Genomic DNA, 26,493 nt, shown 5'->3' on the forward strand with positions numbered 1-26,493 from the left:
ACGCGTGGCCCGCCCCCGCCACGCGCGAGGCGCCATCGGCTTCCCCTACCTGCCGATCCCCGACGATCGGCTCCTTCCGTACCAGCATGTCTCCTCTACGCCGAGATCCTCGGCGAACAGGTCAATCGAGGAACGCCCGCTCCACCACGTACGCATTGCCGACCGCTTCAGGCGGCGCGCCAGCAGGACCGACTGGACGACATCAGCTGCCCTGGAAGCGACAAGGAGGCAACTGCCGCGTGCGGCGCTTCGTCCGGGCCCCGAGGCGCACCCCGTAAGCACAGACGGGGCGTCCAAAGATCGCCCCACCCAGACAGAGGGAGCGCGAAGATGGCGGAACCGATCCACCTCGACGACCGGGACGATCCGGAAGATCCCGCAGCAGAGGGTCCTGCGCATGTACCCGACGGCCTCACCGTGCCGCACTGGCGCGACGTCCCACACCTCGGGGGGCTCCGCGCCACATCGCCGAGAGCATCTGCGTATGCGGCGCCGGTACGTCCAGATCATGACGGCGCGTTCGATCCGGATGCGGAGGAGCAGCGGCCGGGTGTCAACGAGGAACCAGGTTCCACCGCCACGGCGGAGCCCGTCTCCGACACGCACGGTGAAGAAGGCCCGCTCGAGCCGGCCGTCCTGCCCGGAGCTGTGGCCACCGTGTGGTCCAACATCCTCTCCACCGCGCTCCGTCGGCTCCAGAAGGGCCAATAGGCCGTGGACGGACGAGAGCGTCCGTACGCCACATTGCCATCGCGGCCTTCTGGCGGCGGAGCTGCTCTCCGGCGGATCATCAGGACCGCCAGGTCACCCCAACCTGGGCCCGCATCGACGCTTCGGGCGGAGTAGTCGCCTGCCTGGACTCCCAGGTGTCGAGCGTGCCGAGATCGTCCGCCGACTCCTCCCCTCCTGCAGGTGGGGGCTTCTCGCCATACCCCATCGGCGTCACGACGGACCAGCCCGGCCCGTAAGACGTTCAGGCCGCACGCGGTGTCCGCGCGCACGGCAACACGAGACACAGTGAAACTGCTCCCACGTGGAACAGTTCTCCTTCCCGACGTGCCCGCATTCCGAGGCAGGTCCACGGCGATCACGTCCTGCCCTGCACTGCATCCTTGGCGGCGTTGATCGAACGGTTGAGTCCTGACTTCTCAGTGGCCCCGTTGGACAGGACCCCGCCCGGTGTCCTGGGATCGGGCCTGAGCGTGGAAGCTCCAGTCATGTTGCGGATTCTGCGATCCTCGTCCGCGATCAAGTAGAGGCACCGCGCTGCCGCCACGCGATACGGCAAGCTCTCCGGTCGCCACGAGACGACCGACCCTGGTGCAGCCACTGCCGAATTCGATCGGAGATGGCTCTCCGTCGTCGTCCACCAGTCCCGGCCAGCGGTCAGCTCCTTCGCATCTGCGTCCGTGATTCCGCATGCCGATGCGGCGAAACAGAACTCGTCACAGATCCACTCGCGCGCAACCGTCTCAAATCCCGCTTCCGGCCGCCGCGAACTGGCTGCCAGCAGGTTGAACTCCGCCGCAGCCTGCGTGAGCGCATACAAGGTCCCCAGATTCGACAGCTGCTCGGCCTTAATCCATTCGCACAGCCGCAGCAGAATCGCCTTCCCCTGATCGACCTCGTGATCAGGACTCTCACCACAAACCCCAGCCGACGGCGCACCGGTGGGCCATCTGGGCCTGTTCCGACCACAGAGCCCGCCCCTCCCGCCCGCATCACGTGCACCTCAAGGCAACGCCGCAGGGGTGCGACAGCCCTGGCATTCCCCGCTCAGGACACCCCGGCACCGCAGGCACTGGAATGCCCAAGCCATCGACCGTCGAGAGTCATCTGCAGAATCCCCCACCCCATTGTTGACAGTGCATACATCGCGCCCCTATAGTCATGTGTACACCGCTTACATGACTAGCGAAGGAACCCCCGCCATGTCTTCAGCACAGAAGGACGCCGTCAAGGTCAACCTGGGCGGCCGTGAGGTCACGGTCCCGAAGGGCGGCCTGTACGACCGCTACCGGATGAACCCGAACCTCGACGAGATCGCCCGCGACCCCCGCGTCAGCAGCGTGGACTTCTTCCGCCGGCTGCCCAAGATCAAGGTCGACTCTCCGATCGGTTCCACGCTCACCCCGAACTTCTACTACACGATGTCCACCGCCCGGCTCACCATGGTTGCGCCGTCCCGGGCCATCCGCGCCCGTCTGCCCGAGGAGCTCTCGCCGCTGGAGATCGTGCCCGGCCTCGGCCTGATCTCGGTCATGTTCTTCCGCTACGACGTGTGCGACATCGACTTCTACACCGAAGCGGCCGTCGGCATCGCGGTCAAGCCCGCCCGGCACGGAAAGCTCGGCTTCTTCGACCTCGTCTCCGGCCTCAAGAACGAACACCTCGACTCCTACGTGCTGTCCCTTCCCGTGAATTCGGACATCGCCCAGGTCCGCGGCCACGACGGCTACGGCTTCCCCAAGTGGGTCACCGGGCTCGACGTGGACATCAACGACCACCGGACGACGGCCCGCGTGGCCAACGACGCCGGCGGAGTCGACCTGTCGCTCCTGGCGAACACCCCGACCCAGAGGGCCTACCCGAGCGGGGAGCGCGTCAGCTTGCTCACCTCGTACACGACGATCAACGGCGCCTGGCACTCCACTCTGAACCAGACCAACGTGCTGAACGCCGGCACGACGCGCAGCACCAACGGCATCACCCTCCAGCTCGGTGAGGGCCGCATGTCCGACGACCTGCGGTCGCTCAAGCCGAAGCGGACCATCCAGTTCGACGTCATGACCGAAGGCCAGGCCGCCCTCCACATGCCGGTGCCCACCTCGGTCCAGAGCCGGAACAAGTAGCAGCAAGCGACAAGGAGTCCCTGCCATGCTCACCGACCACGCCAGCCGTACCAAGGCCGCCCGCGGCCTGGGTCTGCCCGCGTCCATCACCCCGGCCCTGCTCACGAAACTGACCGCGCGGGTCTCGGCCGCACCGAATGCCGCACGGGTCACCACCAACGCCCCCTACACCGGCGTTCCCCTCGCTGACTTCCCCGTCTCCACCCCTGAGGACGTCGAAGCCGCGTTCGGGCGGGCACGGATCGCGCAGAAGTCCTGGGCGGCCACGCCGATCGCGGAGCGCAAGCGGATCCTGCTGCGTTACCACGACCTCGTCCTGGCACGGCAGGACGAGGCGCTGGACCTGATGCAGGCCGAGAACGGCAAGACCCGCCGCGACGCCTACCTCGAGGTCGTCGACATCGGCATCGTCTCCCGCTACTACGCGCGCAACGCCGAGAAGTACCTCAGCCCCAGGCGCCGCCGCGGCGCGATCCCGCTGCTCACCCACACCACCGAGCTGCGTCACCCCAAGGGCGTCGTCACGGTGATCTCGCCGTGGAACTACCCGCTCAGCATGGCCGCCAGCGACACCATCGCGGCGCTCATGGCGGGCAACGCCGTCGTGCAGAAGCCCGACACCCAGACCGCGCTGACCGCCCTGTGGTCCATGAACCTCATGTACGAGGCGGGCCTTCCGGCCGATGTCTGGCAGATGGTGATCGGCCGTGGCAGCTCCATCGGCGGCGCGCTGATGGACAACGCCAACTACATGATGTTCACCGGCTCCACCGCCACCGGCCGCCAGATCGCGAGCGACGCCGGCAAGCGCCTCATCGGCGCCTCTCTGGAGCTCGGCGGCAAGAACGCCATGATCGTCCTGGACGACGCGGACATCGACAAGGCCGCCGAAGGTGCCGTCAACGCCTGCTTCCCCTCCGCCGGGCAGCTGTGCGTGTCCATCGAGCGCCTCTATGTGGCCGAGTCGATCCGCGACAAGTTCGTCGCCGCGTTCGTCGCCCGCACCAAGAAGCTCAAGATCGGCGCCGCCTACGACTACAGCATCGATGTGGGCAGCCTCACCACCCCCTCCCAGCTCAAGACCGTCACCGAACACGTCGGCGACGCCGTCTCCAAGGGCGCCACCGTCCTCGCCGGCGGCAAGGCACGACCCGATCTGGGGCCGCTGTTCCACGAGCCGACCATCCTCACCGACGTCACCCCCGACATGACGGTGTACGACCACGAGACGTTCGGCCCCGTCGTCTCCATCTACTCCTACCGTGACGTCGACGAGGCCGTTGCACGGGCCAACGCCACGGCCTACGGCCTCAACGCCAGCGTCTGGTCGGGCAACGGCGCACGCGGCCGGGCCGTCGCCGCCCGCGTCCACGCCGGCACCGTCAACGTGAACGAAGCCTTCGCCGCGGCCTGGGGAAGCATCGACGCTCCCATGGGCGGCATGGGCGACTCCGGACTCGGCAGGCGTCACGGCGCCGACGGCATCCTCAAGTACACCGAAGCCCAGACGGTCGCCCACCAGCGCGTCCAGGGCTTCTACCCGCCGACCAGCATCTCGCCCGAGACCTGGGCCAAGCTCCTGACCGGTGCGCTGAAGGTCATGAAGGCAGTCGGCGTCCGCTGAACAGCGACGGGCACACAGCCGTGGCCCCGATCGAGCCACGCCATGAAAAGAGGGCGGCTTGTCCACACGACAGGCTCGCCCTCTTCGTCTGCTCCGACGGGCGGCACCACCGCTTGTGAGGGTGGGAACACGTGCGCCTACCGCACACAGCCTCAAACGGTGCGGGGCATGTCAGAGGCGGCTGACAGTCTGGGCTCGTGCAGCGGCGCCCCGGATGCAAAAGCGCCGGCGCCCCCGATCCGCTGGGGACACCGGCACCTTTCGGTGACATCGCGACAGGGCCTGCTTCACTGCCCGGCGGCGCGCCCTCCCTTGGACAGCCAGGCGCGGTAGCGGCGCAGGGCCCGTCGCTGCTTGCGGCGTTCGGAGATCAGGGCGAAGGCCGGGGAGGTGCCGGCCCTGGGCTTGCCGCCCTGGGCGAGGCGGCGCATCAGGTGGCGGACCCTGGCCATGCTGGCGGCCGAGGCGAGGGCCTTGTCGGACCAGGTCACGGGCTCCATCAGGCGGTCGGCCTCGCGGTGGTTCTTCCAGCGTTGTGGAAGGTCGGGTGTGAGAGTGAGGGCGGTGCCCATCCCTACGAGCGCGACGCCGCCGTTGAGGACTCTCTCCGCTGTGACACGCCGCGTGATGCCGCCGGTGAGCATCAGCGGGATGGGACTGGTCTTGACGAGGTCCTTGGCCAGGTCGAAGAAGTAGGCCTCGCGGGTCTGGGTGCTGTTGTCGGCGGGGCGCCCGGTCATCGCGGGACTCTCGTAGCTGCCGCCGGACAGCTCGACCAGGTCCACGCCGAGCGGTTCGAGCATCCCGATGACCTCTCGGGCGTCGTCGGCGTCAAAGCCTCCGCGCTGGAAGTCGGCGGAGTTGAGCTTCACCGCGACCACAAAGGACGGCGAGACCGCGGCGCGGATGGCCCACACGATGTCCAGCAGCATCCGTGCCCGGTTCTCCAGCGATCCGCCCCACTGGTCGGTACGCCTGTTGACCAGCGGGGACAGGAACTGCGAGAGGAGGTAGCCGTGTGCGGCGTGGATCTCGACGCCGTCGAAACCCGCCTTCTCAGCACGGTGGGCCGTGACGGCGAACCGGGTCACGGTGTCGTCGATCTGCTGGGAGGTCATGGCGGTGGGGCGGCCGAAGCGGCTGCTGTGCCTGCCCATCGAGACGCCGACGTCGGAGGGGCCCCAGACGACGCCGGGCATGTCGGAGGCGACCTGGCGGCCGGGGTGGTTGATCTGCATCCAGATCGCGGCACCGCCGGACTTGGCTGCCTTCACCCAGTCGACGAAGGGCTTCAGGGGCGAGTGCTGGTCGAGTACGACGCCGGAGGGGGCGGTCAGCGCCTCGGCGTGGACCATCACGTTGCCGGTGATCAGCAGTCCGGTGCCGCCGGCGGCCCAGCGTCGGTACAGCGTGTACAGCTGTTCGCCGGGGAGCTGTCCGTCTGAGGCCATGTTCTCCTCCATGGCCGCCTTCGCGATCCGGTTCTTCAGTACCTGGCCGGAGCGCAGGAGCAGCGGCGAGAACAGCTCACTGGTCATCCCAGTTCCCTCTTCCATCTCAATCGCTTATGATGTATGCACCGTTCACATTAAAGGGGCTATGTAAGCGCCGTAAACATGAGGAAGTGTGACCTGTGTCTCAAGCCAGTGGATATCACCATGGGGATCTGCGAGCGGCCTGCCTGAGGGCCGCGAGAGAGCTCCTGGAGGAGGACGGCAGCGCCGCGCTCTCCCTGCGCGCGGTCGCCCGAAAGGCCGGCGTATCGGCCACCGCCCCCTACCGTCACTACGCGGACCGCGACGCCCTGGTGTCCGCGGTCGCCGCGGAGGGGTACCGCGAGCTCGCCCAGCACCTGGCCGCGGCGCACCCGGCGCCCTCCACGCCGGACGACCTGGCCGCCGTGGCCGTCGTGTACGTGCAGTTCGCCCTCGAGCACCCCGCCCTGTTCCGGGCGATGTTCGCCGAGCCGTGCGATCCGACCAGCGAGGAACGGGTTGCCGCGACCGCCGTCATCACGGAGTACGTCCAGAGCATCGTCCGCGACGCCTTCCCCGGCGCCGAGGACTCCGCCGCCCTGGCGACGACGGTGTGGGCCCTCGTCCACGGTCTGGCCTTCCTCCATCTCGACGGCAAGCTCGACACCTCCACCCCCGAGGCCGTCGCCGCACAGGTCAGCGCCTCCGTGTACGCGCTGTTCGCCGCCTCGCCGGCGCTGTCACAGGCGGTAGCAACGCCGGTCGGCAGGTGACGGTCCAGGCACGCGAAGCCCCGGCCATGTCCGCCGGACGCCGTCAGCGGTAGGTGAGCAGGTGGCGTTGATCGCCCGCGAAATGGGCGTGCTCATTGAAGGTCAGGAGGGTGGTCCCGGACGTCCCCACCGCGAGGGTGGTGACGGAGGCGTTGACGGCCACCCGGTTGAGGGCGACGACGCCCTCGGGCGGCAGAGAGAGCAGTGCGCCGCACAGGGCGGCGAGGATTCCGCCCGAGGTGACGACGACGGCGTCACTGCCTCGGCCGAGGGCGGCGGCCAGCTCGGCCAGTGCGGCGGCGGCACCTTCGGCGAAGGTGGTCCAGGTTTCTCCCCCGGACGCACCGGGGTCCCGCATCCAGGCCATCAAGGCGTGATCGAGCAGGTCCTGCACGGACGCGGTCTGTGACGAGGGGGCATAACGGGCGACCAGGGCGAGGTGGTCGTACTCGTTCCAGCGCGGGTCCTGGTGGAGCGGGCGCTTGAATCCGGCGGTGTCCGCGATGAGGCGGGCCGTGTCGCGCTGGCGGCTCAGGGTGCCCGACACGAGGTGCGGGTCTCGCAGGCCTCGGCGGGCGAGTTCCTCGCCGACGGCGGCGGCCTGGGTACGGCCGAGTCCGGACAGGACGTCGTAGTCCTCCGTGTCGATGGAGCCCTGGCCGTGGCGGACGAGACAGATGAGCGGCATGGCGGTGGTGGTGTCCGTCCTGTCAGTTTCCGGTGCTGCGGCGGATGACCGAGCGGCAGCGGTGGTCGAGGTAGTTCACGGCGAGCCAGAGGTGACGGAAGGCCGGGTTGCGGGTCTGCTTGTGGTGGTAGCGGTAGTAGATCTGCTGGGCGATCACGGCGAGCCGGAACAGTCCGAAGGCCTCGTAGAAAGGCCAGTTGTCGGCGGGCACGCCCATCCGGTCGCAGTACCGCTCGACGATCTCGGCGCGGGTGAGCATGCCGGGCAGGTGGCTGGGCTGGCGGCGGATGGCCTGGGCGATACGGTCGTCGTCGGCCTGCACCCAGTAGGCGAGGGCGCTGCCGAGGTCCATCAGCGGATCGCCGAGGGTGGCCATCTCCCAGTCCAGGACGCCGGTGACGTGCAGGTCCGTGTCGTCGAGGACGAGGTTGTCCAGGCGCCAGTCGTTGTGGATGACGCAGGTGGCGATGTCGTCGGGCTGGTGGTCGGCAAGCCAGGCCGTCACGCGGCGGAAGCTGGGTGTGTTCCAGGTGCGGGCCTGGGCGTAGCGGCGGGTCCAACCCTCGACCTGGCGGCGGACGTAGCCGTCGCCCTTGCCGAGGTCGGTCAGCCCCGCGACGACGGGGTCGACCTGATGCAGGTCGGTGAGGGTGTCGACGAAGGCTTCCGAGAGGACCCTGGCTCCGTCGGGTGCCAGGTGCATGCCACGCGGGAGCCTGCCGCGGAGAATGAGTCCGGGCACCTTGTCCATGACGTAGAAGTCGGCGCCGATGACGTCCGGGTCCTGGCACAGTGCCCGGACCGTGGGGACAAGCGGAAAGACGGGGTTGAGTGCTTCCTGGACGTGGTACTCGCGAGCCATGTCGTGCGCGGAGCCGGCCTTCTTCCCGGCCGGCGGGCGGCGCAGGATCAGTTCCGTGCCGAGGTGCGGGTATCGCAGCAGGTAGGTGAGGTTGGACGCTCCGCCTGTGAACTGGACGACGTCGGGGGAAGGGCCTTCGAGTCCGTCCACGTGCTGTGTCAGCCAGTCGTGCACCCGCTCGACGTCGAAGGCGTCCTCGGTGCGGACCGGGCTCTGGTGAGTGTCGTTCATCAGCTCACCTTGGCCACGAGTCGCAGGGGCAGGTGCCGCATGAGGAAGCCGACCGGCACCCAGGGCCAGGCGGGGACCTTCGCTTCGGGGCGCTCGCGTTCGATGGCCTGCACCATGGTTCGTACTCCCTTCTCGGCGGAGGTCAGCAGCGGTGTCTTCGCTGCGCCGGCGCTCAGGTCGGTGGCGATGTAGCCAGGGTGGAGAGTGGTGACCGCGATCGGTGTGCCGGAGGCGGTCATCTCGGCCCGGATTCCTTCGGCGAGCGCCGAAACGCCCGCCTTGGTGGCCGCGTACGTGGTGAGGTGGCGGGGCAGTCCACGCATCGCGCTCATCGACGAGATGACCACGAGGTGCCCGGAGCGCTGTGAACGGAAGATCTCCATGGCCGCCTCGCACTGGGCGAGCGCGGCGGTGAAGTTGGTCTGCGCGGTCTGCAGATTGGCGGCGAACCCGCCGGTGCCGATCGGTCTCCCCTTGCCCAGGCCCGCGTTGACGATGACCCGGTCCAGGCCGCCGAGATCGTCACGCAGGGCGTGGAAGACGTCGAAGACCTGCGCGTGGTCGTTGACGTCCAGGCTGCGCACGGCGACGGTGATGCCCGGGTGCGCGGCGAGAATCTCTTCACGCAGCGTCTCGAGACGGTCGGTGCGGCGTGCGCAGAGCGCGAGGTCACGGCCGCGGGCGGCGAAGGTGCGGGCCATCTGCTCGCCGAGTCCTGAACTCGCCCCGGTGATGAGGATCTTGTTTCTCCTCGTCATGCCGCCCTCACCTGATCCAGTCGGTCGTGCGCTTCGAGCTTCCTGGCCGTACGCCGCCATCTCCTCGCGGCCTGTGCGTCGGCCACGCGCGGAAGGAGGCGCTTGAGGCACAGGGCACGCCGGTCCTCGAAGTGGGTGAAGACGAGGAACCGTCCTCGGGAGACCGCGTCGACGATCTGCTCGGCGACCTGTTCCGCCGTACGCCCGCCGCTCTGGATCCTCCGGTCGGCGAACTCCGCCAGTACCGGGTCGGGGCTGTGCAGATCGGCTCTCAGGCCGGTGCGGACATGGCCCGGGCAGACCACTGTGGTGCGGATGCCGAACGGCTCCAGTTCCTGACGGAGCGTCTCGGACAGGGAGATGACCGCGGCCTTCGAGGCGTTGTACGAGGCCATGCCGGGTGTGTTCAGCAGTCCCGCCGGTGAGGCGATGTTGACGATGTGCCCGCTGCCCTGCTGCTTGAACAGGGGTACAAAGGTGTGGCAGCCCTGGGCGACGCCCTTGAGGTTGATGTCGATGATCCAGTCCCAGTCGTCGCTCTGGAGGCGTTCGATGCGACCGGCCGCCATCACTCCGGCGTTGTTGACCAGAACGTCCAGACCGTCCCAATGATCCAGGCACCAGCCCAGGGCGCGCAGCCAGTCGTCATGGACGCGGACGTCGAGGCGGAGAAATGAGACCGCTCCGGGCGGCAGTACGGCCGGCTCCTCGCGGTCCGCGATCAGGACGCGGTCTCCGGCGGCGGCGTGGCGTTCGGCGAGGGCGCGGCCGAGGCCGGAAGCTCCCCCGGTGATCAGGACGCGCCTGCTCATGCCGTCTCCCGGGTGCGGTACCGGCCCAGTTCGGTGCGGGCAACGACGCCGAGGTGGACCTCGTCGGGGCCGTCGGCCAGGCGCAGGGCGCGGGCGGCGGCCATGGCGGAGGCGAGCGGGAAGTCGTCGGAGAGGCCTGCGCCTCCGTGGAGCTGGATGGCCATGTCGATCACTTCGCAGGCCATCGTCGGGACGGCCGCCTTGACCTGGGACAGCTCGCCGATGGCACCGGCGGCGCCCACGGTGTCGAGCAGCCAGGCGGCGTGCAGGACGTGGAGCCTGGCCTGGTCGATGGCGATCCTGGCCTTCGCGATGCGTTCGCGGTTGCCGCCCAGGTTGGCGAGGGGCTTACCGAAGGCGGTGCGGGACGCGGCCCGACGGCAGGCCAGTTCGAGGGCGTTCTCGGCCAGTCCGATCAGCCGCATGCAGTGGTGGATGCGGCCGGGACCCAGCCTGCCCTGGGCGATCTCGAAGCCCCGGCCGGGCCCGGCGATCACGGCGTCGAGCGGGAGCCGGACGTCGCTGAAGGACACTTCGCCGTGGCCGTAGGGCTCGTCGAGGTAGCCGTACACCGGCAGCATGCGCTCAATGCGGACGCCCGGGGTGTCCAGGGGGACGAGCACCATGGAGTGCCGGGCGTGGCGCGGGGCGTCGGGGTCGGTCAGTCCCATGAAGATGACGAACCGACAGTCCGGGTGTCCGATCCCCGTACTCCACCACTTGTGGCCGTTCAGGACGATGCTGTCGCCGTCCACGACGGCGGTGGCGGCCATGTTGGCAGCGTCGGAAGAGGCCACGTCCGGCTCGGTCATACAGAAGGCGGAGCGGATCTCGCCGCGCAGCAGCGGTTCCATCCAGCGCTTGCGCTGTTCGTCGCTGCCGTAGTGGAGCAGGACTTCGGCGTTGCCGGTGTCGGGTGCGTTGCAGTTGAAGATCTCGGGTGCGATGAGTGAGCGGCCCATGAGTTCGGCCAGGGGCGCGTACTCGGTGTTGGTGAGCCCGGCGCCGTAGACGGGGTCGGGGAGGAAGAGGTTCCACAGCCCGGCCGTCCTCGCCTTGGCCTTGAGTTCGTCGATCACCGACGGGATGGAGGCCCAGCGGTCCTGCTGGTCCCGTAGTGCGGTGATGTACTCGCGTTCACGCGGCAGGACGTGCGACGTCATGAATCCGCTGACGCGATCGACGTACTGGCGCGCCTTGGGCGAGTGTCCGAAGTCCATGTACTTCCCATCCTGTCGAGCATTGCTCAGTAATCGACCCGGCATGCAGACCGGACGTACGCACCCGGCCTGCGTCCGGACCCCGCCGCTCAGGGGAACGACAGCGGCCCTACCGGGGGCCTCCAGCACCAGTTCATGACATCTCGTGGATGGGCCGAGTGGTGAGCAGGCGTAGGCCGGTCCAGCCGGCTATCGCTGGAGAGCTCTTCCGCCCCAGCCACATACCGACCGGTACGGACTTTGAAGTCATGGCCGCCGACCCTAGCTTGTTGAGCGATGCTCGACAAGCTGCCGCCCGACGCTCGGCGAGCTCCGGACCCGCCGTCCATGCGCGGTGGAGCCAGGCGAGTCGACCAATGTTGACACCGCTCACTCCCGTGGCTAATGTACACGGCGCACACATCGAGCGCATCGGTGGCCGGCCTCCCGCCAGGCTTGCCCCAGCCCTGCCGGGAGGCCGACCACTGATGCGCTCGACCACCGCGCCTCTACCCATGCTGGTCAGAGACGCCGAGGCTGTGGGCTACAGCGGTAAGGGGACAGCGGTCATGCTCCCGCACCACCACGGGGCCGCCGTCGCGATGCGAAAGACGACGGCATCGGCGCGCATGCATGCCCCTGCCTGGGTGGCCGACAGGACTGAGGAGCGCCCCACATGATTCCCGCCGAACTGAGGCAGGCCCGGTACCTCAGCCTGACCACGCACCGCAAAGACGGGACGCCGGTCGCCACACCGGTGTGGTTCGCCACCGAGGGCGACGAGCTGTACGTGTGGACCCGGATCAACTCCTGGAAAGTGAAGCGGCTCCGCCGCGACCCTCATGTCGTCGTCGCCGCGTGCGACATGCGCGGCCGGATCGAGGACGGCGCGACACGCTTGGAGGGCACCGGCCGGCTGCTCGACGCCGACGGGCTCAAGGCCGTACGGAGGCGACTGGCCCGCAAGTACACCTGGCAGTGGTGGCTGGCCGACTGGCCCGCGACCGTCGCCCGGCGGGGCAAGCGGCCGCACGCGGGCATCGCCGTACGGATCTGACCCCACCCCGGTCCATCGGGAGCGGCAGACAGGCCGTCGAGCCAGGTCCCCCGGCGGCCCCTCGATCTCGCAATAGTGGCCAGAGATCGACATCCGAGCCTGCGTCTTCCGCACTCCCCGCCGCTTGCCGTTTGCGCCCCCATCAGCGCAAGGCCGTGGACGCGGCCGCCCTACAGCGCTTCACCCACGCGAGCGGGCCTGTCTGAGCGTGCGCGATTCAGCGCGGCTGCGGGGTGCCCGATTGCCGGCGGGCACCGAAGCCTCTGGCCAGCGCCCTTCGGAGGCCAGCCGCGCGAGTCGATGCGGCACAAGGTGAGCCAGAGCGCCGTTCTCGTGGACAAGCCATACCGAGCAGCGGCGGGTCCGCCGACGTATACCGTTCGCGGGCTCGCCACGACCGACGCGGCCGCGCCCAGGGTTCCACTCCCCCGAGGGCGGACGAGGACACGCGCCCAGGGGACGTCGGCCGGTGTCAGTGACGCCCTTCGGCAAAGTTTTCCATGGCCTGTTGCAGGCTGCCCACGAGGAGGTCGACCAGATCGTCCTTGTCGATGATGTCGGCGGTCGAACTGATGGCCATCTCCTCCATCATGGCTAGCCAACCACGCGCGGCCAGGCGGTGGAGCGGGGTGGGGGCATGGATTTCCGCCGCCTGCAGCACTCGGTCGGTCAAGGTATGGCGATTGCCCTCGAAGACCTCCAGCACCATTTCGTCCCCGCCGGCCGCCGCGCGCACCACGGCGACGTAGTTGTCCTTTCGACGCTGCACGAACGACACAAAGCCGTCGACGATGCCGCGCACCCGGTCTGTGGGGGTGCCTTCCTCGGGAGCTGTGGCGTGAAGAAGCAGCCGGCGTCCGCCCGCCTGAACAACGGCGACGTAGTAGTCCCGCTTGGTGGGGAAGTAGTGGAAGAGCAGCCCTCGGGAGATTTCTGCTTCGGCAGCCACCTCGTCGATGGACATCTCATGGATGGGCCGAGTGGTGAGCAGTCGCAGGCCGATGTCGATCAGCTGTGCCCTTCGCTCCTCCGGCTTCAGTCGTGCACGGGTGGGCGCGGACTTGGTGGTCATGTCTGCGGAGACTAGCTTTTTAAGCATTGCTCGACAAACCGCCCCGGGGAACGACGCCGGGTTGACCGTGTGACTGCTGGACACTTTCCGGACCGCCAATGTTGACACCGCACACCCCTCCCCTCTAATGTTTGCAGTGCTCACATAGGTTTTCTCTGGTGGTCCCCTTGAAGGCTGGACCCCCGCGTCGTGAAGCTCGGCACCAGCCTTCCCTTTCTGTTTCCCCGCGCGGACCTCCAGCGCCTGAAAGGAGGCGGAGCCATGGCCTACTACGAGGTCAACGTCCCCATGCGAAGTGTCGCCGGGGACAGCGGAATACACGTCTTCACCGGCACGGCCGCCGACTCCGGGGCCGCCCTGCGGATCGCACAGCAGACGTACCGTGCCGCGCAGGAAGCGCAGCACGCCGGCCGCGCCATCCCCGGCAAACGCCCGGACGGCTGGGCAGCCCGCGGCTACCGGCCCGGCTGGCAACTCGACTGGCGCGCCGCAACCACCGCCCTCTGGAGGGACATGCACGGATGGCCACGCAGCGGTGCCATCCGCACCGCATGGTGACTTCCACCTCCCCCGGACTGAAGGCCGGGGACTTCCCACCTTGGCCGGCTGCCGCCTCGCCGGGTTCCTGATCCGGCACGCTGCCTCGACGAAAGCACCCGCCAGGACGACGCGGCGCGGAAGGCCAGGAGACACAGTGCTCACTGCGCCGCCCTTCTCCCAACACCCGTCCGCCTCAGGCTTTCCGCGGATCCGTCTCGTGATCGCCACGGCACAAAGGCCGACGACCTTGGCCCTTCCCCGCTGACCGCCCCAACCCCTACCCCTGGGCAAGGTCGCCGCGAGTCATCGCTCGCGAACCGAGACTGGAGCACACCCCATCATGGATATACCGGATGCCTCGAGCAGGGTCGGCGTCCTCGACAAGGCCGCGATGATTCTAGGCACGCTGACCTCGGGCCCGTTCGCTCTGGCAGAACTGGCCGCCATCACCGGATTTCCACGGGCCACGGCCTACCGGCTCACCATCGCACTCGAACGCCATCGCATGGTCGCCAGGGACGCACGGGGCCGCTTCGTTCTCGGCCCTCGACTCGCCGAACTCTCGGCCGCCGCAGGCGAGGATCACCTGCTGGCCGCAGCCGGCCCAATCCTCAACTCCCTGCGGGACACCACCGGCGAAACCACCCAGCTCTACCGCCGCCACGGGGAGATGCGCCTCTGCATCGCCACGGCCGAGCGGACCACCGGCCTGCGCGACATCGTGCCGGTCGGATCCGCACTCTCCATGAAGGCCGGCTCCGCCGCCCAGATCCTTCTCGCCTGGGAGGAACCCGAACGCTTCCACCAGGGCCTGCAGGGCGCTCGCTTCACAGCCGCCACCCTCAGCGGCGTGCGGCGCCGAGGCTGGGCCCAGTCGATCGGCGAGGGCGAACCCGGCACAGCCTCCGTTTCGGCGCCCGTTCGCGACCCGTCCGACCGAGTCGTCGCCGCCGTCACGGTCACCGGCCCGATCCAACGCCTCACCCGGCACCCCGGCACGCAGCTCGCACAGGCCGCCGTCGACGCAGCCGACCGACTCACCGAAGTCGTCTCCCGCCCTTGACCCTGACGGTCCAACACGGGGTCCTGGCCCTCCCACGGCCGGGGTACGTCGAAGCGGCACACGCCAGCCTTCGACGCTGGCCCCGGGTAGATCGTCTGGCGGCGGAGATAGAGTCGACGCTCCGGGTGAAGCAGATCGGGGAGTGGCCTGTGAGCCTTTTCCAACCTCACGCTGATGCGTGGTGAAGGACGAGGACGGCCTTCACCAGGTCGGTGATGCGGTTGGTGCTGCAGCGGAGCTTCCGCAGGAGCCGCCAGCCCTTGAGGGTGGCCATGGCCTGCTCGCCGAGGCAGCGGATCTTGGCGTGGGTGCTGTTGTGCCGGTGCTGCCACCGCTTGAGGCGACGGCCGCGGAAGGGCACCCGGATGGAACCGCCGGCGCCCTGATAAGCCTTGTCGGCCCAGCACTTCAGTCCGGCCTCGACGAGTGCGTCGACGATGCCGTGGGTACGGGCGACGGTCAGGTCGTGAGTGGAGCCGGGCAGCGCGGGCGAAGCCCACAGCAGCCGTCCGAATGGGTCGGTGAGGACTTGGACGTTCATGCCGTGGCGCTTGTGCTTGCCGGAGTAGTACGGGGTGTCGGCGGCGACCCGGTCGATCGGCAGGAGCGTCCCGTCGAGGATGACGAAGGCCAGCCGGCGTGCGGTCCGCATCGCCTCGGCCAGGCTGGGAGCGAGTGCGGCCAGGACCTGTATCGCCTCGCCGACGTAACGGTAGACGGTCGCGATCCCGATACCGAACGCGGCGGCCAGCTGAGCGTAGGTGTCACCGCAGCGCAGATGGGCCAGGACCAGAAGCGCCTACCGGCTCGGCGTGATGCGACGCCATCGGGTGCCGATCTTGCGGCGGTGAGCGGCCAGGCACCGGGCAAGGTGACGAAGGTGCGCGCTGGACAGGTCGATCGCCGATGAGTAGACAAGCACGCGAAGCTCCTGGTCGGCACGGGTGATCTTGGTCGTGAACCCGTCTACCAGGAGCTTCGTCGTTCACCTCGCGCAGGGTGCCCCAACCTGCCAGCCACGCCAGCAGGTTGGAAAAAGCTCATTGTTGGAGCCCTCTACGGATTAGCCACTCACGGGCTGATGATGACCCGGCAAGTGCAGCGGCGCGGTTCAGACGCTCGGCGTCGTGGATATCGCCGTTGAAGAATCTCAGTTGGGCGAGCCCATGCAGGGCGTGGCTATTTCCGGCCGCCGCTGCTGCGTGTGCCAGGTCCTCGGCGTGCTGATGGTGACCTCGTCCTTCCCTGTGCCATGACATCCACTCGAGAGCCTTCGGGTGCTTCGCAGCGGCGGCCGCACTGTAGAAGCAGGTGGCAGTGGCGTGGTCACGGTGGTCTGATCTTTCGCGCGCGAAGGCCACCAGGGCATCAATGTGGCCGTGACCAGCGATGCGTCGACACAATCGTTGCGCATCGTCGGATGCTCCGGCGGTAACACGCAACTGAGCAAGCGCGAGGGCTGCGGACGGGCTTCCATACTCCGTGAGGGCTGTGTGCGCTAGACGCTCTGCCGCGATCCGATCGCCGCGGGCTTCGTGGTACGCAGTGAGCCACCGCGCGGCGACTGGGTCTCCGGTGTCGGCGGCCCATGAGTAAATACGTGCGGCCGAGTGGCGCATGCCCAGCGTCAGCAAGTGGTGAGCCAGGCTGCGCTGACCGTTCCGGTTACCGCTCACCTCGTACGCCCGGCGAGCCAGGCGCTCAGCCTCCTTGTAGTGGCCGGCAAATCCGAGAGCCGCAGAGAGCTCACCAAGGAGGAACCCGTCGAGACAGTGCCCCTCAATGATCTGTTCCGCCCGCTCGAAGCGTCTGAGGTCAATGAGGCGACGGGTGAACCAGCAAAGCACGCTTACGTCGCCGCACTCCGCCGCCTTCAAATAAAGCTGTTCACAGTTCACCACTCCCAGACGACGTGCGGCCTGGGCAAGTTCCCGCGTGTCCGTGTCTGTACGCGAGTGTGCCGCTGCTGCTGCCCACAGAGAGGGAGCGGGATGCTCCTTTTCTCTAGTTGCTCGGCTCTTCTCATGGAGGAAGTCGGCAAGTTGATACAACGGGCTGTCGGTAGGTGGCTCGTAGGGACGAGGCCGATGGCGCATCAGCGGCCCAGGAAGCTGACGATGCGGTCGAAGGAGCTTGGTCAGGTGGGAAGCGAACCAGTCCTCGTCCAAGCTGTGCCATGTGGAGTCATCCACGTAGCCCTCACAGGCAACCCGCAAAAAGCTTTCAGACAGCAGGGGACCATGTCCACATCGGCGTGCGTCCATGGCAGCGTGAAGAATGGCACGGGCCGCCCCTTCGGACTGCTCGTAGCGTCGCCATAGATTTGGGGCTCCAGCAAGGAACTGAGCGATGCGTCCACTGGCAGCACGGGTTCGGGCCAGCGTCAGGCGCGGGTCGGAGTTGACTACAGCCTCAGCACGGGCCAACTCCGGTTCACTGAACGCGGCAGGCATCCGAACAGTGACCGCCAGGTCGGCAAGTTGACCCACCGCGCCCATCCCAGTGTCCAGGTGGTCATCGTCCTCGACGGAGCACTCCGTCAGCTTTTCCCAGAAGCTCGGCCACATGGTGCCCAGGACCAGAACGGGCCCGCGCTGTTGGTTCGTCAACAGGTCCTGCAAGCTTGCTGAGACCTGTGCGGCGTAGTCCTTGACCAGCAAGTAAAGGTTTGCTTCGTTCAGCCACAGCACGGTTCGTGGCTGCAACACATCCTCCTGCAACGCGTGCAGGAGTGCCGCCGGCCGATCCGGAGCCAGCGGATGCACAATCTTCCAGTCTGGGAGTTCAGCCCGCACTGCTTCCCAACAGGATCGTGTCTTGCCTGTTGAGGAGCCACCAACCACCATCACCAGTCGGCTCCCGTCGACCGCCTCAGCTACCTCGCGCCGCAGCTCGTTGTCAACGCTGGCCGGACGGGCGATGTAGGGAGGGAGTACCGCTAGCGCACCAGGGGCTCCACCCATCTCCAAGGCGGGATGCACCTCGAAGCGCAATGCGTCAGTGGGCTCCAGTTCCCCGACCACGCGAACCTGGTGTGAGGCACCGGCCCGCTGCAACCCGGCCGGCGGATCACTGCGCAACACGATGCCACGAGCCTGCAGTGCGGTCCGCAACATGGCAGCATCAATCACACCAGCCCGCGGCCCCCACTCCTGTGCCAGCGCCTCGATCATCCGGTACGCCACAGCGGCGTCATGTCTGGTCTCGGCCGCAAGCACCCGGTCATTCAACAGAGCGCACAAGTAGGGATAGCGCGGACTGACTTGCTCGGTAGGCTCAATCTGCACGACGAGACGTCGAGCGATTCGGAAAGCGCTTAGCTCCACCAACTCCTGTTCGGGAGCAGCCTCACTCTCTGCAAGTACGTCACGGACGGTGTCCGCCAGGTGTTTCCATACCCGACGGTGCTCCTGGCCCAAGCCCGGCAGGATTCTCAGAAGGTCGTCCACGCCTTTCTGCGCAGCAGCGTACGCAGCCAAGCTCTGCAGCACCTCCAAGCCATGCGAGGGGCCGGATGCGGTCACACCTAGCCTGTGCCGGTCGGCATCTATTTCCCCGCCAAACGACTCCAGGCTCTCCACGCACTGCCGGATCGTCTTGCGCCAGGGATCGCTGCTGCGAGCGATCTCCAACGTTCGTTTGACCTGCCGTTCCACGGCCAACTTGTAAGGGCCCTCACGGTTGAGAACCACCACGTCGTCCAGAGGGAACTCCCTGCCCTGCTGCAGGCAGACCGAGTCCGGCACCACGTCTAGCCCCGGAACGCTCACGCCGCACAGCAGAGCGGCCAGATCCAGGGCTGCGACTCGATACTCATAGATCGTGCCAGCCCCACCCGTGCCAATCGAGGAAGCCCCTCTGCTCAACCTCTCACTCCCCGGTTAGATTCGCCGACCCGACTCCAAGGACGTTTATACCTACTGCCAACCCGGAGGCGCTGGGCTTCATCGGTTGCACCCCCAAGGCCAAGCCAAGGTAGTCGAAGTCAACACCGCAGCAGCAACGCCTAGGAAGACGTGTCGGGCTGAGCAGAGCGGCCGCGCGCCAGCTCTTCGCCGATCGGACTGGCGGCGTTCGATCGCGGCGAAGCGGAGCAGCCTTCTGATAGCGCAGATGGGCCGCAGCCTGCGGCTGGCCGGCCGGGCTCAGTCAGAGAGCGTGTGCGGGGAAAGACGCAGCCGCACGTCTCGTGGCCGATCGTGACAGCGTGAAAGTTCTTCAGCCGGTGGGTTGCCCGCTCCGCGGTCCAAGCCCTGGCGACTCTCTCGTGCACGTTGGATCGAGGCATGCTCCGTGGCGACCTGTCGGCCCGCCCCTCGCTTGTGTGCCAACTCACCGCCGCCGCGGGCCATCGGTCAGAGGTCCCCTCCGTGCCGACCAAGATCCGGGCCATACGCGGACCAGCCGCGTGCCGCTTGGCCGAATCGTGGCCGTTTCCGCTGGTCAGCGGCCATGCGAGGCGTGTACCACCAGCAGACGAAGAACCTGCTGTGCTCCCGAAGCCGAAGATCAGGCGGCTTCCCAGAGGCCAGCGTCCAGGATCCGGGCGGCCTTGGTGATGCTGCCCGGCATCAGGTGCCGGTAGGTCCGGTACGTCTCCTCGATGGACTTGTGCCCCATCCACTCCGCCACGTCAGTGATGGGGATGCCGTTGCCGAGGGCGTTCGAGGCGAAGTAGTGCCGGAAGCCGTACATCCCCACGCCTTGCTCCGGCGGGAGGTTCTGGAAAAGTCGCTTCACGCGGCGCCGCTCCATCGGCTCCGTGTACCAGCCGCTGGGGCCGCGCAGCAGGTAGCCGTCCTTCGTGGTGCCGTGCTTCTCCGCGTAGCGCTCGATCGCCTCCCGCACCGACCGCGGCAGGGGCACCTCCCGGAACTCCCCCGCCTTGCGGTGCTTCAGCTTCGCCGGCCTCAGCGTGTTGGAATGGATCTGCTCCCGCACCCGGTACACGTCCTGGGCCACGACATTGTTGACGTTCACCGCCCGCGCCTCACCATTGCGCAGACCGCACCCCGCCATCATGACGATCTCCAACGCCAGGTCCTCGTCGGCAACCGCCAGCGCCTTCTTCACATAGGCGAGGGACGGAATGGCAACCGTTCCCCGCACGTATTCCGGTTCCTGGACCCCCTTCACCGGATCGTCCGCCATCGCCCCCTTGGCGTACGCGTCCCGCAGGATGGTCTTCAGGACCCGGAAAATGTTCACCTGGTTCCCCCGGCCGACCCCGTCGCCCTCCATCGCGTCCAGGAACCGCTCGACCACCATCGGCGTGACCGAATTCAGCTTCCGCGCCCCCAGACGCGGGACGATGTGCACGTTGATCGAACTGTCGACGTGCCAGCCGGTGGAGTAATCCGTCATCCTTCGCTGCCGAGGCCGCCACTGCTTCGCATACTCCTCGACGGTCAGCTGCCCCAGTTCGCGGCGGGCCGCCGCCACGGACGGTGCCGTGGTCTTCTTCTCCGCGTACAGCTGCGTGAGGCGCTCGATCGCGTCGTCCTGCGTGGCGTAACCGGACTCCTCGCGCTGCCTGCCGAGCGCATCCCGGAAACGGATCGAGTACGGGTGAGGGCAGCGGGTGGGCTTGGCGCAGCCGCAGTCCTTGAAGAAGGAACCCATGCCGCGGGCGAGCTGTCGGGCCATGTCGCGAACCATCCGATCCAGCCCAAGAATCATGCTCAGGCGCCGCACTGTAGGTCGAAGGTCAGCAAGCGCGGACACCATGCGGACGCATGCTGACCGTTTGCTGACCCGAGGGGGGCACATGATGCCCCTGACCTGCGGCAACGCCAAATAGTCAGATCTTGGACTTGAACAGAGTACGCAACACTTTGGACTCCTCTGAGACGGCTCCCTGCCTACTTTGTGCAGGTCAAGGGCGTCCTCGACCTTACACCGACGCCCCCGTCCGATGTTTGTGAGGAACATCGCTCCGGTCAGGCTAGACGGCTTCCTACCTGGGCTTTCCCTTCGCACCGGCGCCTGTTGGGACGACCGTCCCGGAACGCGCGGGGACTCATGCTGACCGGATGCTGACTTACCTGATGAGCCATCAGCCACGCAGGAAACCCCTGCGCGTGCACTGACGACGTGCGTCCACGCGTCACCGACCTGTCGGGCACCGACATCGCTCTAGTTCACGGAGAACGGTCCCGTTGACCATCGGCCGGGCAACCCTCGACCGTCCCAGAAGCCGGCTCGCTGCCTGCCGCCCGCCCGAGACCCCTCGGCCGCGTGGAACTCGCGAGCGACGGCTTCGCACCCAGCGGTCCAGCCGCACCCTGTGGTTCCTGACCGGTCAGCTGACCCCCAGGCAGCGGGAGCTTGGGACGCGCCCGCGGCGTCTTTCCGTCACACGTCAGGCGCTGCCCGCCCCAGCCCACCCGCGGTGCGGTGACACCTACGCCCCTGCGGAAGCACCAACCGAACTGGACGGGGATGTGCGAGGGTCTGGCCATCCACCAGGCAGCGTGTGGCTCTTGGGTGATACGTCTTCGTTCTGTAGCGGCCTCGATGGGGGCCTTCCTCTATTAGCTCTGGGTGTGACGTCGCGGCTGCCGAAGAGCGGGACTTGACGTACTGCGCACGGGCTCACGAAGCATCTCGACCACGCATCACAGGAGTCGCTGGAGCACCATGCGTGACTCGACGAACCCAGCGCTCCTCCGGCATTTGCAGAGCTCTCGCCGGGTCTGGCCGACTACCACAGATCGCGGCGACTGCCGCTCTGACCGAGACCTGACCCGACCATGCCGCCTGTAGTGGCTTGGCGCGCGCCTCGGCCAGACCTGACCACATGTCAGTGTCCCTCCAATATCTACAGTTGTGAAAGTTTAGTGGGGGGATTGTGAAACCGAAGAGAAGCAGAGCACTGCCCGGTGCGCAGCGGGCGGGCAGGAGGCGAGAGAATGACCAGTACACAGGTCGCGTCGTCCTCGCAGTCACTGCGAGCCTGCTGGCACAGGCGTTGATGGCGCCGGGTTGGGCCGCCGACGCGGACGCCGTGGGTCCGGCCGGTTCCAGCGCCGAGGCCACCGTACCTGGGCTGGATCCGACGGGGCCTGCGGAAGCAGCGGACGAGAACGCCGCCCGACTGCTGGCCCGATTGCAGCAGCGCCGCATCGAAGTACTTGAGGAGCGGTCCGAGAACACGTCGGTCTTCGTGAATCCCGACGGGAGTACCACCGTCGAGGCGTACACCGGTCCGGTGCGGATCAAGAACGCCGATGGGCAGTGGGAGGACGTCAACACCGATCTGGTGGACACCGGCGCGAACCTCACGCCGGTGGCGACGCCGGCACAGGTTCAGATATCCGACGGCGGGGCCGGCGTGCTTGCCTCGGTGAAGGACGGGAAGCACCTGTTCGGGCTGAAGTGGGGGCAAGCCCTTCCTGCCCCTGAGATCAACGGGGACACGGCGACCTACGCGCTCGGTCCCGGCCAGTTGATGACAGTACAGGCGCTGCCGCAGGGCTTCGAGCAGTCGGTCGTGCTCAGCGAGCGTCCCGACAGGAAGCTGGAGTACCGCTTTCCGCTGTCCTTGACAGGGCTGAAGCTGTCGCAGGCGGAGAATCGGCATCTGCTCCTGGAAAGCGCCTCCGGTGATGTGATCGCGGAAGCTTCCGCGCCGATGATGTGGGATTCGAGCATCGACCCCGCTTCCGGCGACCCCGCGCACCGGGCCGAGATCGAGACCCGCCTGGAGACGGCCGCGGACGGCAGTACGGTTCTGGTGCTCGCACCCGACCCCGAGTTCCTCGCCTCGCCGGATGTGACCTACCCGCTGACTCTGGACCCCATCTCCACCCTGGCCGCCTCGACCGACACCTGGGTGGCGACCAACTACCCGGACTCCCAGCGCGGTTCCACCGAGCTCAAAGCCGGAACGTACGACGCCGGCACCACCGTCGCCCGCTCGTACCTGAAGTTCGACGTGTCCCGGTTCGCGGGCAAGCACATCATGGACACGAACCTCACCCTCTACTCGTACTACTCCTCCACCTGCTCCACCGGCGGTTCGGGGGTGCAGGTCCGGCGGATCACGGCCGACTGGGACCCGTCCGCCGTCACCTGGGGTGCCCAGCCGGCCACCACCACCACCGGGGCGATCACGAACAAGGCAGCTCTGGGCCACGACTCCTCCTGCCCGGCCGGCACCATGGAGTTCGACACGGACGCGATCGTGCAGGCGTGGGCCGACGGTGCCGCGAACTACGGCTTCCAGGTGCGCGGGAGCGACGAGAACGATTCGCTGACGTGGCGGCGTTTCCGTTCGGCCAACTACACCGCCGACGCGGACTCGGCCACCGAGCCGCATCTGACGGTCATCTACAACACGCCGCCGCCCGTACCCACCCTGCTCTCACCGGCGGCCGGCGCCGCGACGAGCGACACCACCCCGGCCCTTTCGGTGAAGATCACCGATGCCGACGGCGGAAACGCCTCGGGCAAGGTCGTCGGTGACGTCCAGATCTGGGCCGAGAACGGGACGGTGCCACTCCAGTCCGGCAACACGGGCTGGATTCCCAACGGCACGGCCGGAAGCTGGTCCCCGCCGACCGCGCTGCCCGCTGGCACGTACAAGTGGCGGACCCGTTCGGGCGACGGCACGGACAACAGCCTGTGGAGCGCCTTCCGCATAGTCGTCATCGACACCGCGGCCCCCGCGGCGCCGACGGTGACGAGCGGCAGCCACCCGTCACAGTCCACCTGGTACACGTCCAAGGACTTCACCGGATCCCTCACCGCCGGCGACACCAGCGGCATCGAGGGCTACGCGGTGCTCATCGACCGCTCCCCGGCGACCACGCCGGCGACCACGGTCACCCAGAAGGGCACCGCCGTCTCCACGGCGGGCCTCGCCGACGGCACCTGGTACGTCCACGCACGGGCCAAGGACAACGCCGGCCTGTGGTCGGCGGCGACGCACTTCGCGGTCCACGTGGACACCACCGCTCCGGGCGTCCCCCTGGCGGTCGCGTCCAGCACGCACCCGCTGGAGACGTCCGTCTACCCGTCGAAGACCGCGTCGTTCAGCTGGACGGCTCCGTCCGACGCTTCCGGCGCGGCCGGATACGCCGTCGTGGTGGACCAGGCGGCGGCCACGGTACCGGCCACCACGAGTACGTACGTCACCACGACGGCGTACGGTGCCACCGTCGTCGGCAACGGGACCTGGTACCTGCACGTCCGTACGCGTGACAAGGCAGGCAACTGGGGAACATCGGCGGCCCACTTCAAATTCGCGGTCGACACGAGCCTGTCTCCGACCCCGGCGATCACCTCGTCCAGCCACGCCGACCAGGGCCACGCCTACGCGAACGGATCCTTCACCGCGAACTGGACCGCTCCGGCGGCGGACACGGCCGGGTACAGCCTGACCGTGGACGGCACCGCCGACACGACGCCCGACACCACCGTCGACACCACCGGCACGAGCTACGCCGTCACCAAGGGCGACGGCACGTGGTACCTCCACGTGCGTGCGGTGGACACCGCCGGGAACTGGGGCGCCACCGCTCACTTCCGCTTCACCGTCGACACCACCGCACCCACGGCCCCCGAGGTCGCCTCGGCCGACTTCCCCCAGGACGCGTGGGCGGCCGGTCCGGACATCGCAGGAACCTTCACCCTCGCCCCGGGGAGCTCCGACGTCTCGCTGGTGCGGTACCGCATCGACGACGAGATCGGGAACGAAGGCGACGAGGAACAGGCGCTCGGCACGGACGGCAGCCCGATCACCCTCGCTTACACCCCGGTGGGCGAAGGCGCGCACACTCTGTCCGTCTGGTCCGTCGACGGTGCCGGCAACGTCTCCGCCGAACGGTCCTGGCGTTTCTTCGTGGGGACCGCGGAAATCGTCTCGCTCAGCGATGCCCAGGTCGTCCGTGGCGCCGTCGAGCTCGCCGCGGTGGCGCCGTCCGATGCCACCGCGGTCACCTTCCGCTATCGCGCCGGCAGTGCGGGCGCCTGGACCACTGTCCCCGCCTCCGACGTCGTCGGCAGTGACGGTGCGGCGGTGACATGGCCGCAGAGCATGTTCGAGGGGGTGTCCGACAAGCTGACGTGGAACATCGCGGCCGGCATGCAGGACGGCCCGTTCGAGATCGCCGCCGAGTTCGCGGGTTCCGGTGCTCTGCCCGGTTCCCGGCCCACGGCCATCACGCTCGATCGGACGACCGTCGTACCGCCTGAAGTCGACGCGCCGCTGGACGACTTCATCCGGGACGAAGGATCCGGCCGCCTCGACCGTCAGCGCACCCTGGACGACTTCAGGGCATGGATCAACGCCCTGCCGGACGTCGAGGCGAACGGGTTCGTGGGAACGGTCCACGACGCCGACGCCCTCTCGGTCGTCCTGCTCTGGCACGGCGACTCCGCGCAGCGGACGCAGATCGCGCAGGAGGCGGCCGCCCGTGGCATCACGCTGACCGTCGAACAGCGGAACCATGACGTGGCCCAGTTGGACGGTGCGACGGACGCCACGCTCGCACAGGCCGAGGCGGGCACGTGGGCGGGCTTCCAGATCGCCTACATCGCCGGAGTCACGGCCGACTTCGACGGCATCGAAGTGCACGGCACCTACACCAACACGGCGGCCAGCCTCGCCGCGAGCGAGCCCGGCGAGGGAGGCACCGGCGAGTCCGGAACCAGTACCGGCACGGCGCCGCTCTCTCCGGGCGAGATCAACGGCGTGCCGGTCAAGATCATTACGGATACCCAGGCGGAGACCGCCGCCACCCGCTCCAACGACTTCTCTCCGTTCAACGCGGGCGGACTGATGTTCAGCCCCAGACAAGGCTCCATCTGCTCGACGGGCTTCTCCATCAAGATCTCCGGAAAGGCCTACGTCACCACCGCGCGCCACTGCACGGCTCAGGACTACCGAGCGTTTGACGGAAGGGCCACATACGGCAGGGGTGTACGCAACGCCGGTGGTGGATCACGCGTCCTGTCCGCCAAGGGATCGGCTCTGATGTTCGACGGAGCCTGGAACAACCGGTCAGGGTACAACAAGCGCGTCGTCGGTTACGACGACCTCGGCATCGGCGACAAGGTGTGCACCAGCGGCGGCAACACCGGCGTCCACTGCAACATCAAAGTCGACAAAATGAGGGTCCGGTTCGACGACAGGACAGGGATGGGGGCCTTCGACACCATCCACGGAACCCAGATGTCGTCGAACCAGATCGCCGTGATGCAAGGAGACAGTGGCGGCCCTGTGCTCACACTGGCCGGCAACGGCAAGGTGTACGCAGCGGGCATGATCCAGGGCGGTGACAAGCCTGTCCGCAGTTGCGGTCCTTCGGCCCTGACCATGGGAGCCTGTGGCAAGGGCGTGCTCTTCAGCTCGATGCGCACCGTCGTGAGGTCGATCTCCGGCGCCTCGCTGGTCACGTGGTGACCGACCCACGTCCATGTGACCGCTGACCGACCGGACGTCCGAAGCGTGGGCCCCGGCCGCCTGAACAGGCGGCCAGGGAC

At 67.8% G+C, this 26,493-nt stretch carries 17 protein-coding genes and 2 pseudogenes; 8 read left to right on the forward strand and 11 right to left on the reverse strand.

Annotated features, from left to right (window positions below; translation table 11 throughout):
* Positions 1 to 330 precede the first annotated feature (330 nt).
* Entirely contained in the window at positions 331 to 711 is a 381-nt protein-coding gene (locus ACFCY7_RS30465; RefSeq protein WP_376489280.1) for a hypothetical protein, read from the forward strand.
* Between the two features lie 376 nt (positions 712 to 1,087).
* Here the strand turns inward: ACFCY7_RS30465 and ACFCY7_RS30470 are convergent.
* Positions 1,088 to 1,624, reverse strand: a pseudogene (locus ACFCY7_RS30470) (DUF5713 family protein); the annotation flags it as partial.
* Positions 1,625 to 1,931: 307 nt separating this feature from the next.
* Between ACFCY7_RS30470 and ACFCY7_RS30475 the strand changes: the two are divergent.
* Together ACFCY7_RS30475 and ACFCY7_RS30480 are read left to right on the forward strand one after the other, a co-directional pair.
* Positions 1,932 to 2,852, forward strand: coding sequence for an acetoacetate decarboxylase family protein (locus ACFCY7_RS30475; protein ID WP_376489281.1), 921 nt, complete (start codon positions 1,932 to 1,934; stop codon positions 2,850 to 2,852).
* A gap of 25 nt (positions 2,853 to 2,877) precedes the next feature.
* A complete protein-coding gene (locus ACFCY7_RS30480) occupies positions 2,878 to 4,476 on the forward strand; it encodes a succinic semialdehyde dehydrogenase (RefSeq protein WP_376489282.1) in 1,599 nt (532 codons plus the stop codon).
* A gap of 287 nt (positions 4,477 to 4,763) precedes the next feature.
* Here ACFCY7_RS30480 and ACFCY7_RS30485 read toward each other — a convergent pair whose 3' ends face one another.
* A complete protein-coding gene (locus ACFCY7_RS30485; RefSeq protein WP_376489283.1) occupies positions 4,764 to 6,014 on the reverse strand; it encodes an NADH:flavin oxidoreductase/NADH oxidase family protein in 1,251 nt (416 codons plus the stop codon).
* Positions 6,015 to 6,109: 95 nt separating this feature from the next.
* On the opposite strand from ACFCY7_RS30485, the gene ACFCY7_RS30490 reads away from it, so the two are divergent.
* Positions 6,110 to 6,724 (forward strand): TetR/AcrR family transcriptional regulator, encoded by a 615-nt coding sequence (locus ACFCY7_RS30490; RefSeq protein ID WP_376489284.1) that lies wholly within the window; start codon positions 6,110 to 6,112, stop codon positions 6,722 to 6,724.
* A 43-nt stretch (positions 6,725 to 6,767) separates the two neighbouring features.
* Here the strand turns inward: ACFCY7_RS30490 and ACFCY7_RS30495 are convergent, their stop codons facing one another.
* From ACFCY7_RS30495 to ACFCY7_RS30515, 5 genes are read right to left on the reverse strand one after another with little or no spacing between them, the layout of a single operon-like run.
* On the reverse strand, positions 6,768 to 7,412 hold the full coding sequence (locus tag ACFCY7_RS30495) for a histidine phosphatase family protein (RefSeq protein ID WP_376489285.1): 645 nt from the start codon (positions 7,410 to 7,412) through the stop codon (positions 6,768 to 6,770).
* A gap of 22 nt (positions 7,413 to 7,434) precedes the next feature.
* Positions 7,435 to 8,505, reverse strand: coding sequence for a phosphotransferase family protein (locus ACFCY7_RS30500; protein WP_376489286.1), 1,071 nt, complete (start codon positions 8,503 to 8,505; stop codon positions 7,435 to 7,437).
* On the reverse strand, positions 8,505 to 9,263 hold the full coding sequence (locus ACFCY7_RS30505; RefSeq protein WP_376489287.1) for an SDR family oxidoreductase: 759 nt from the start codon (positions 9,261 to 9,263) through the stop codon (positions 8,505 to 8,507). Before ACFCY7_RS30505 ends, ACFCY7_RS30500 begins: the two co-directional genes overlap by 1 nt.
* A complete protein-coding gene (locus ACFCY7_RS30510; protein WP_376489288.1) occupies positions 9,260 to 10,075 on the reverse strand; it encodes an SDR family NAD(P)-dependent oxidoreductase in 816 nt (271 codons plus the stop codon). Before ACFCY7_RS30510 ends, ACFCY7_RS30505 begins: the two co-directional genes overlap by 4 nt.
* Entirely contained in the window at positions 10,072 to 11,295 is a 1,224-nt protein-coding gene (locus tag ACFCY7_RS30515; protein ID WP_376489289.1) for an acyl-CoA dehydrogenase family protein, read from the reverse strand. The genes ACFCY7_RS30510 and ACFCY7_RS30515 overlap by 4 nt, the downstream gene beginning before the upstream one ends.
* 655 nt (positions 11,296 to 11,950) lie before the next feature.
* Here ACFCY7_RS30515 and ACFCY7_RS30520 point away from each other — a divergent pair.
* On the forward strand, positions 11,951 to 12,331 hold the full coding sequence (locus ACFCY7_RS30520) for a PPOX class F420-dependent oxidoreductase (RefSeq protein ID WP_376489290.1): 381 nt from the start codon (positions 11,951 to 11,953) through the stop codon (positions 12,329 to 12,331).
* A 472-nt stretch (positions 12,332 to 12,803) separates the two neighbouring features.
* Here ACFCY7_RS30520 and ACFCY7_RS30525 read toward each other — a convergent pair whose 3' ends face one another.
* Entirely contained in the window at positions 12,804 to 13,403 is a 600-nt protein-coding gene (locus ACFCY7_RS30525; RefSeq protein WP_376489291.1) for a TetR/AcrR family transcriptional regulator, read from the reverse strand.
* A gap of 261 nt (positions 13,404 to 13,664) precedes the next feature.
* Here ACFCY7_RS30525 and ACFCY7_RS30530 point away from each other — a divergent pair, with 261 nt between their 5' ends.
* Positions 13,665 to 13,961 carry a hypothetical protein gene (locus ACFCY7_RS30530; protein ID WP_376489292.1) on the forward strand — a complete coding sequence of 99 codons (297 nt, stop codon included), beginning with the start codon at positions 13,665 to 13,667 and terminating at the stop codon, positions 13,959 to 13,961.
* A 322-nt stretch (positions 13,962 to 14,283) separates the two neighbouring features.
* Positions 14,284 to 15,006, forward strand: coding sequence for an IclR family transcriptional regulator (locus tag ACFCY7_RS30535; RefSeq protein WP_376489293.1), 723 nt, complete (start codon positions 14,284 to 14,286; stop codon positions 15,004 to 15,006).
* Between the two features lie 166 nt (positions 15,007 to 15,172).
* On the opposite strand, the pseudogene ACFCY7_RS30540 reads toward ACFCY7_RS30535, so the two are convergent.
* From ACFCY7_RS30540 to ACFCY7_RS30550, 3 genes and pseudogenes are all read right to left on the reverse strand, one after another.
* Positions 15,173 to 15,928: pseudogene (locus ACFCY7_RS30540) on the reverse strand (transposase family protein).
* Between the two features lie 118 nt (positions 15,929 to 16,046).
* Positions 16,047 to 18,872, reverse strand: a complete 2,826-nt coding sequence (locus ACFCY7_RS30545; protein WP_376489294.1) for a hypothetical protein — start codon at positions 18,870 to 18,872, stop codon at positions 16,047 to 16,049.
* Between the two features lie 643 nt (positions 18,873 to 19,515).
* Positions 19,516 to 20,733: a tyrosine-type recombinase/integrase gene (locus ACFCY7_RS30550; protein ID WP_376489295.1), complete on the reverse strand. Its 1,218-nt coding sequence runs from the start codon at positions 20,731 to 20,733 to the stop codon at positions 19,516 to 19,518.
* Positions 20,734 to 21,979: 1,246 nt separating this feature from the next.
* Here ACFCY7_RS30550 and ACFCY7_RS30555 point away from each other — a divergent pair.
* Positions 21,980 to 26,413, forward strand: a complete 4,434-nt coding sequence (locus ACFCY7_RS30555; protein WP_376489296.1) for a DNRLRE domain-containing protein — start codon at positions 21,980 to 21,982, stop codon at positions 26,411 to 26,413.
* The last annotated feature ends 80 nt before the right edge of the window (positions 26,414 to 26,493 follow it).

It is taken from the genome of Streptomyces sp. NPDC056361 (genome assembly GCF_042262805.1).
Taxonomy (GTDB): domain Bacteria; phylum Actinomycetota; class Actinomycetes; order Streptomycetales; family Streptomycetaceae; genus Streptomyces.

What these genes read in the sequence shown, in the direction of transcription:
- ACFCY7_RS30465 (WP_376489280.1), top strand. Translation starts at nt 331, where the DNA reads ATGGCGGAACCGATCCACCTCGACGACCGGGACGATCCGGAAGATCCC.
- ACFCY7_RS30475 (WP_376489281.1), top strand. Translation starts at nt 1,932, where the DNA reads ATGTCTTCAGCACAGAAGGACGCCGTCAAGGTCAACCTGGGCGGCCGT.
- ACFCY7_RS30480 (WP_376489282.1), top strand. Translation starts at nt 2,878, where the DNA reads ATGCTCACCGACCACGCCAGCCGTACCAAGGCCGCCCGCGGCCTGGGT.
- ACFCY7_RS30485 (WP_376489283.1), bottom strand. Translation starts at nt 6,014, where the DNA reads ATGACCAGTGAGCTGTTCTCGCCGCTGCTCCTGCGCTCCGGCCAGGTA.
- ACFCY7_RS30495 (WP_376489285.1), bottom strand. Translation starts at nt 7,412, where the DNA reads ATGCCGCTCATCTGTCTCGTCCGCCACGGCCAGGGCTCCATCGACACG.
- ACFCY7_RS30500 (WP_376489286.1), bottom strand. Translation starts at nt 8,505, where the DNA reads ATGAACGACACTCACCAGAGCCCGGTCCGCACCGAGGACGCCTTCGAC.
- ACFCY7_RS30505 (WP_376489287.1), bottom strand. Translation starts at nt 9,263, where the DNA reads ATGACGAGGAGAAACAAGATCCTCATCACCGGGGCGAGTTCAGGACTC.
- ACFCY7_RS30510 (WP_376489288.1), bottom strand. Translation starts at nt 10,075, where the DNA reads ATGAGCAGGCGCGTCCTGATCACCGGGGGAGCTTCCGGCCTCGGCCGC.
- ACFCY7_RS30515 (WP_376489289.1), bottom strand. Translation starts at nt 11,295, where the DNA reads ATGGACTTCGGACACTCGCCCAAGGCGCGCCAGTACGTCGATCGCGTC.
- ACFCY7_RS30520 (WP_376489290.1), top strand. Translation starts at nt 11,951, where the DNA reads ATGATTCCCGCCGAACTGAGGCAGGCCCGGTACCTCAGCCTGACCACG.
- ACFCY7_RS30525 (WP_376489291.1), bottom strand. Translation starts at nt 13,403, where the DNA reads ATGACCACCAAGTCCGCGCCCACCCGTGCACGACTGAAGCCGGAGGAG.
- ACFCY7_RS30530 (WP_376489292.1), top strand. Translation starts at nt 13,665, where the DNA reads ATGGCCTACTACGAGGTCAACGTCCCCATGCGAAGTGTCGCCGGGGAC.
- ACFCY7_RS30535 (WP_376489293.1), top strand. Translation starts at nt 14,284, where the DNA reads ATGGATATACCGGATGCCTCGAGCAGGGTCGGCGTCCTCGACAAGGCC.
- ACFCY7_RS30550 (WP_376489295.1), bottom strand. Translation starts at nt 20,733, where the DNA reads ATGGTGTCCGCGCTTGCTGACCTTCGACCTACAGTGCGGCGCCTGAGC.
- ACFCY7_RS30555 (WP_376489296.1), top strand. Translation starts at nt 21,980, where the DNA reads ATGGCGCCGGGTTGGGCCGCCGACGCGGACGCCGTGGGTCCGGCCGGT.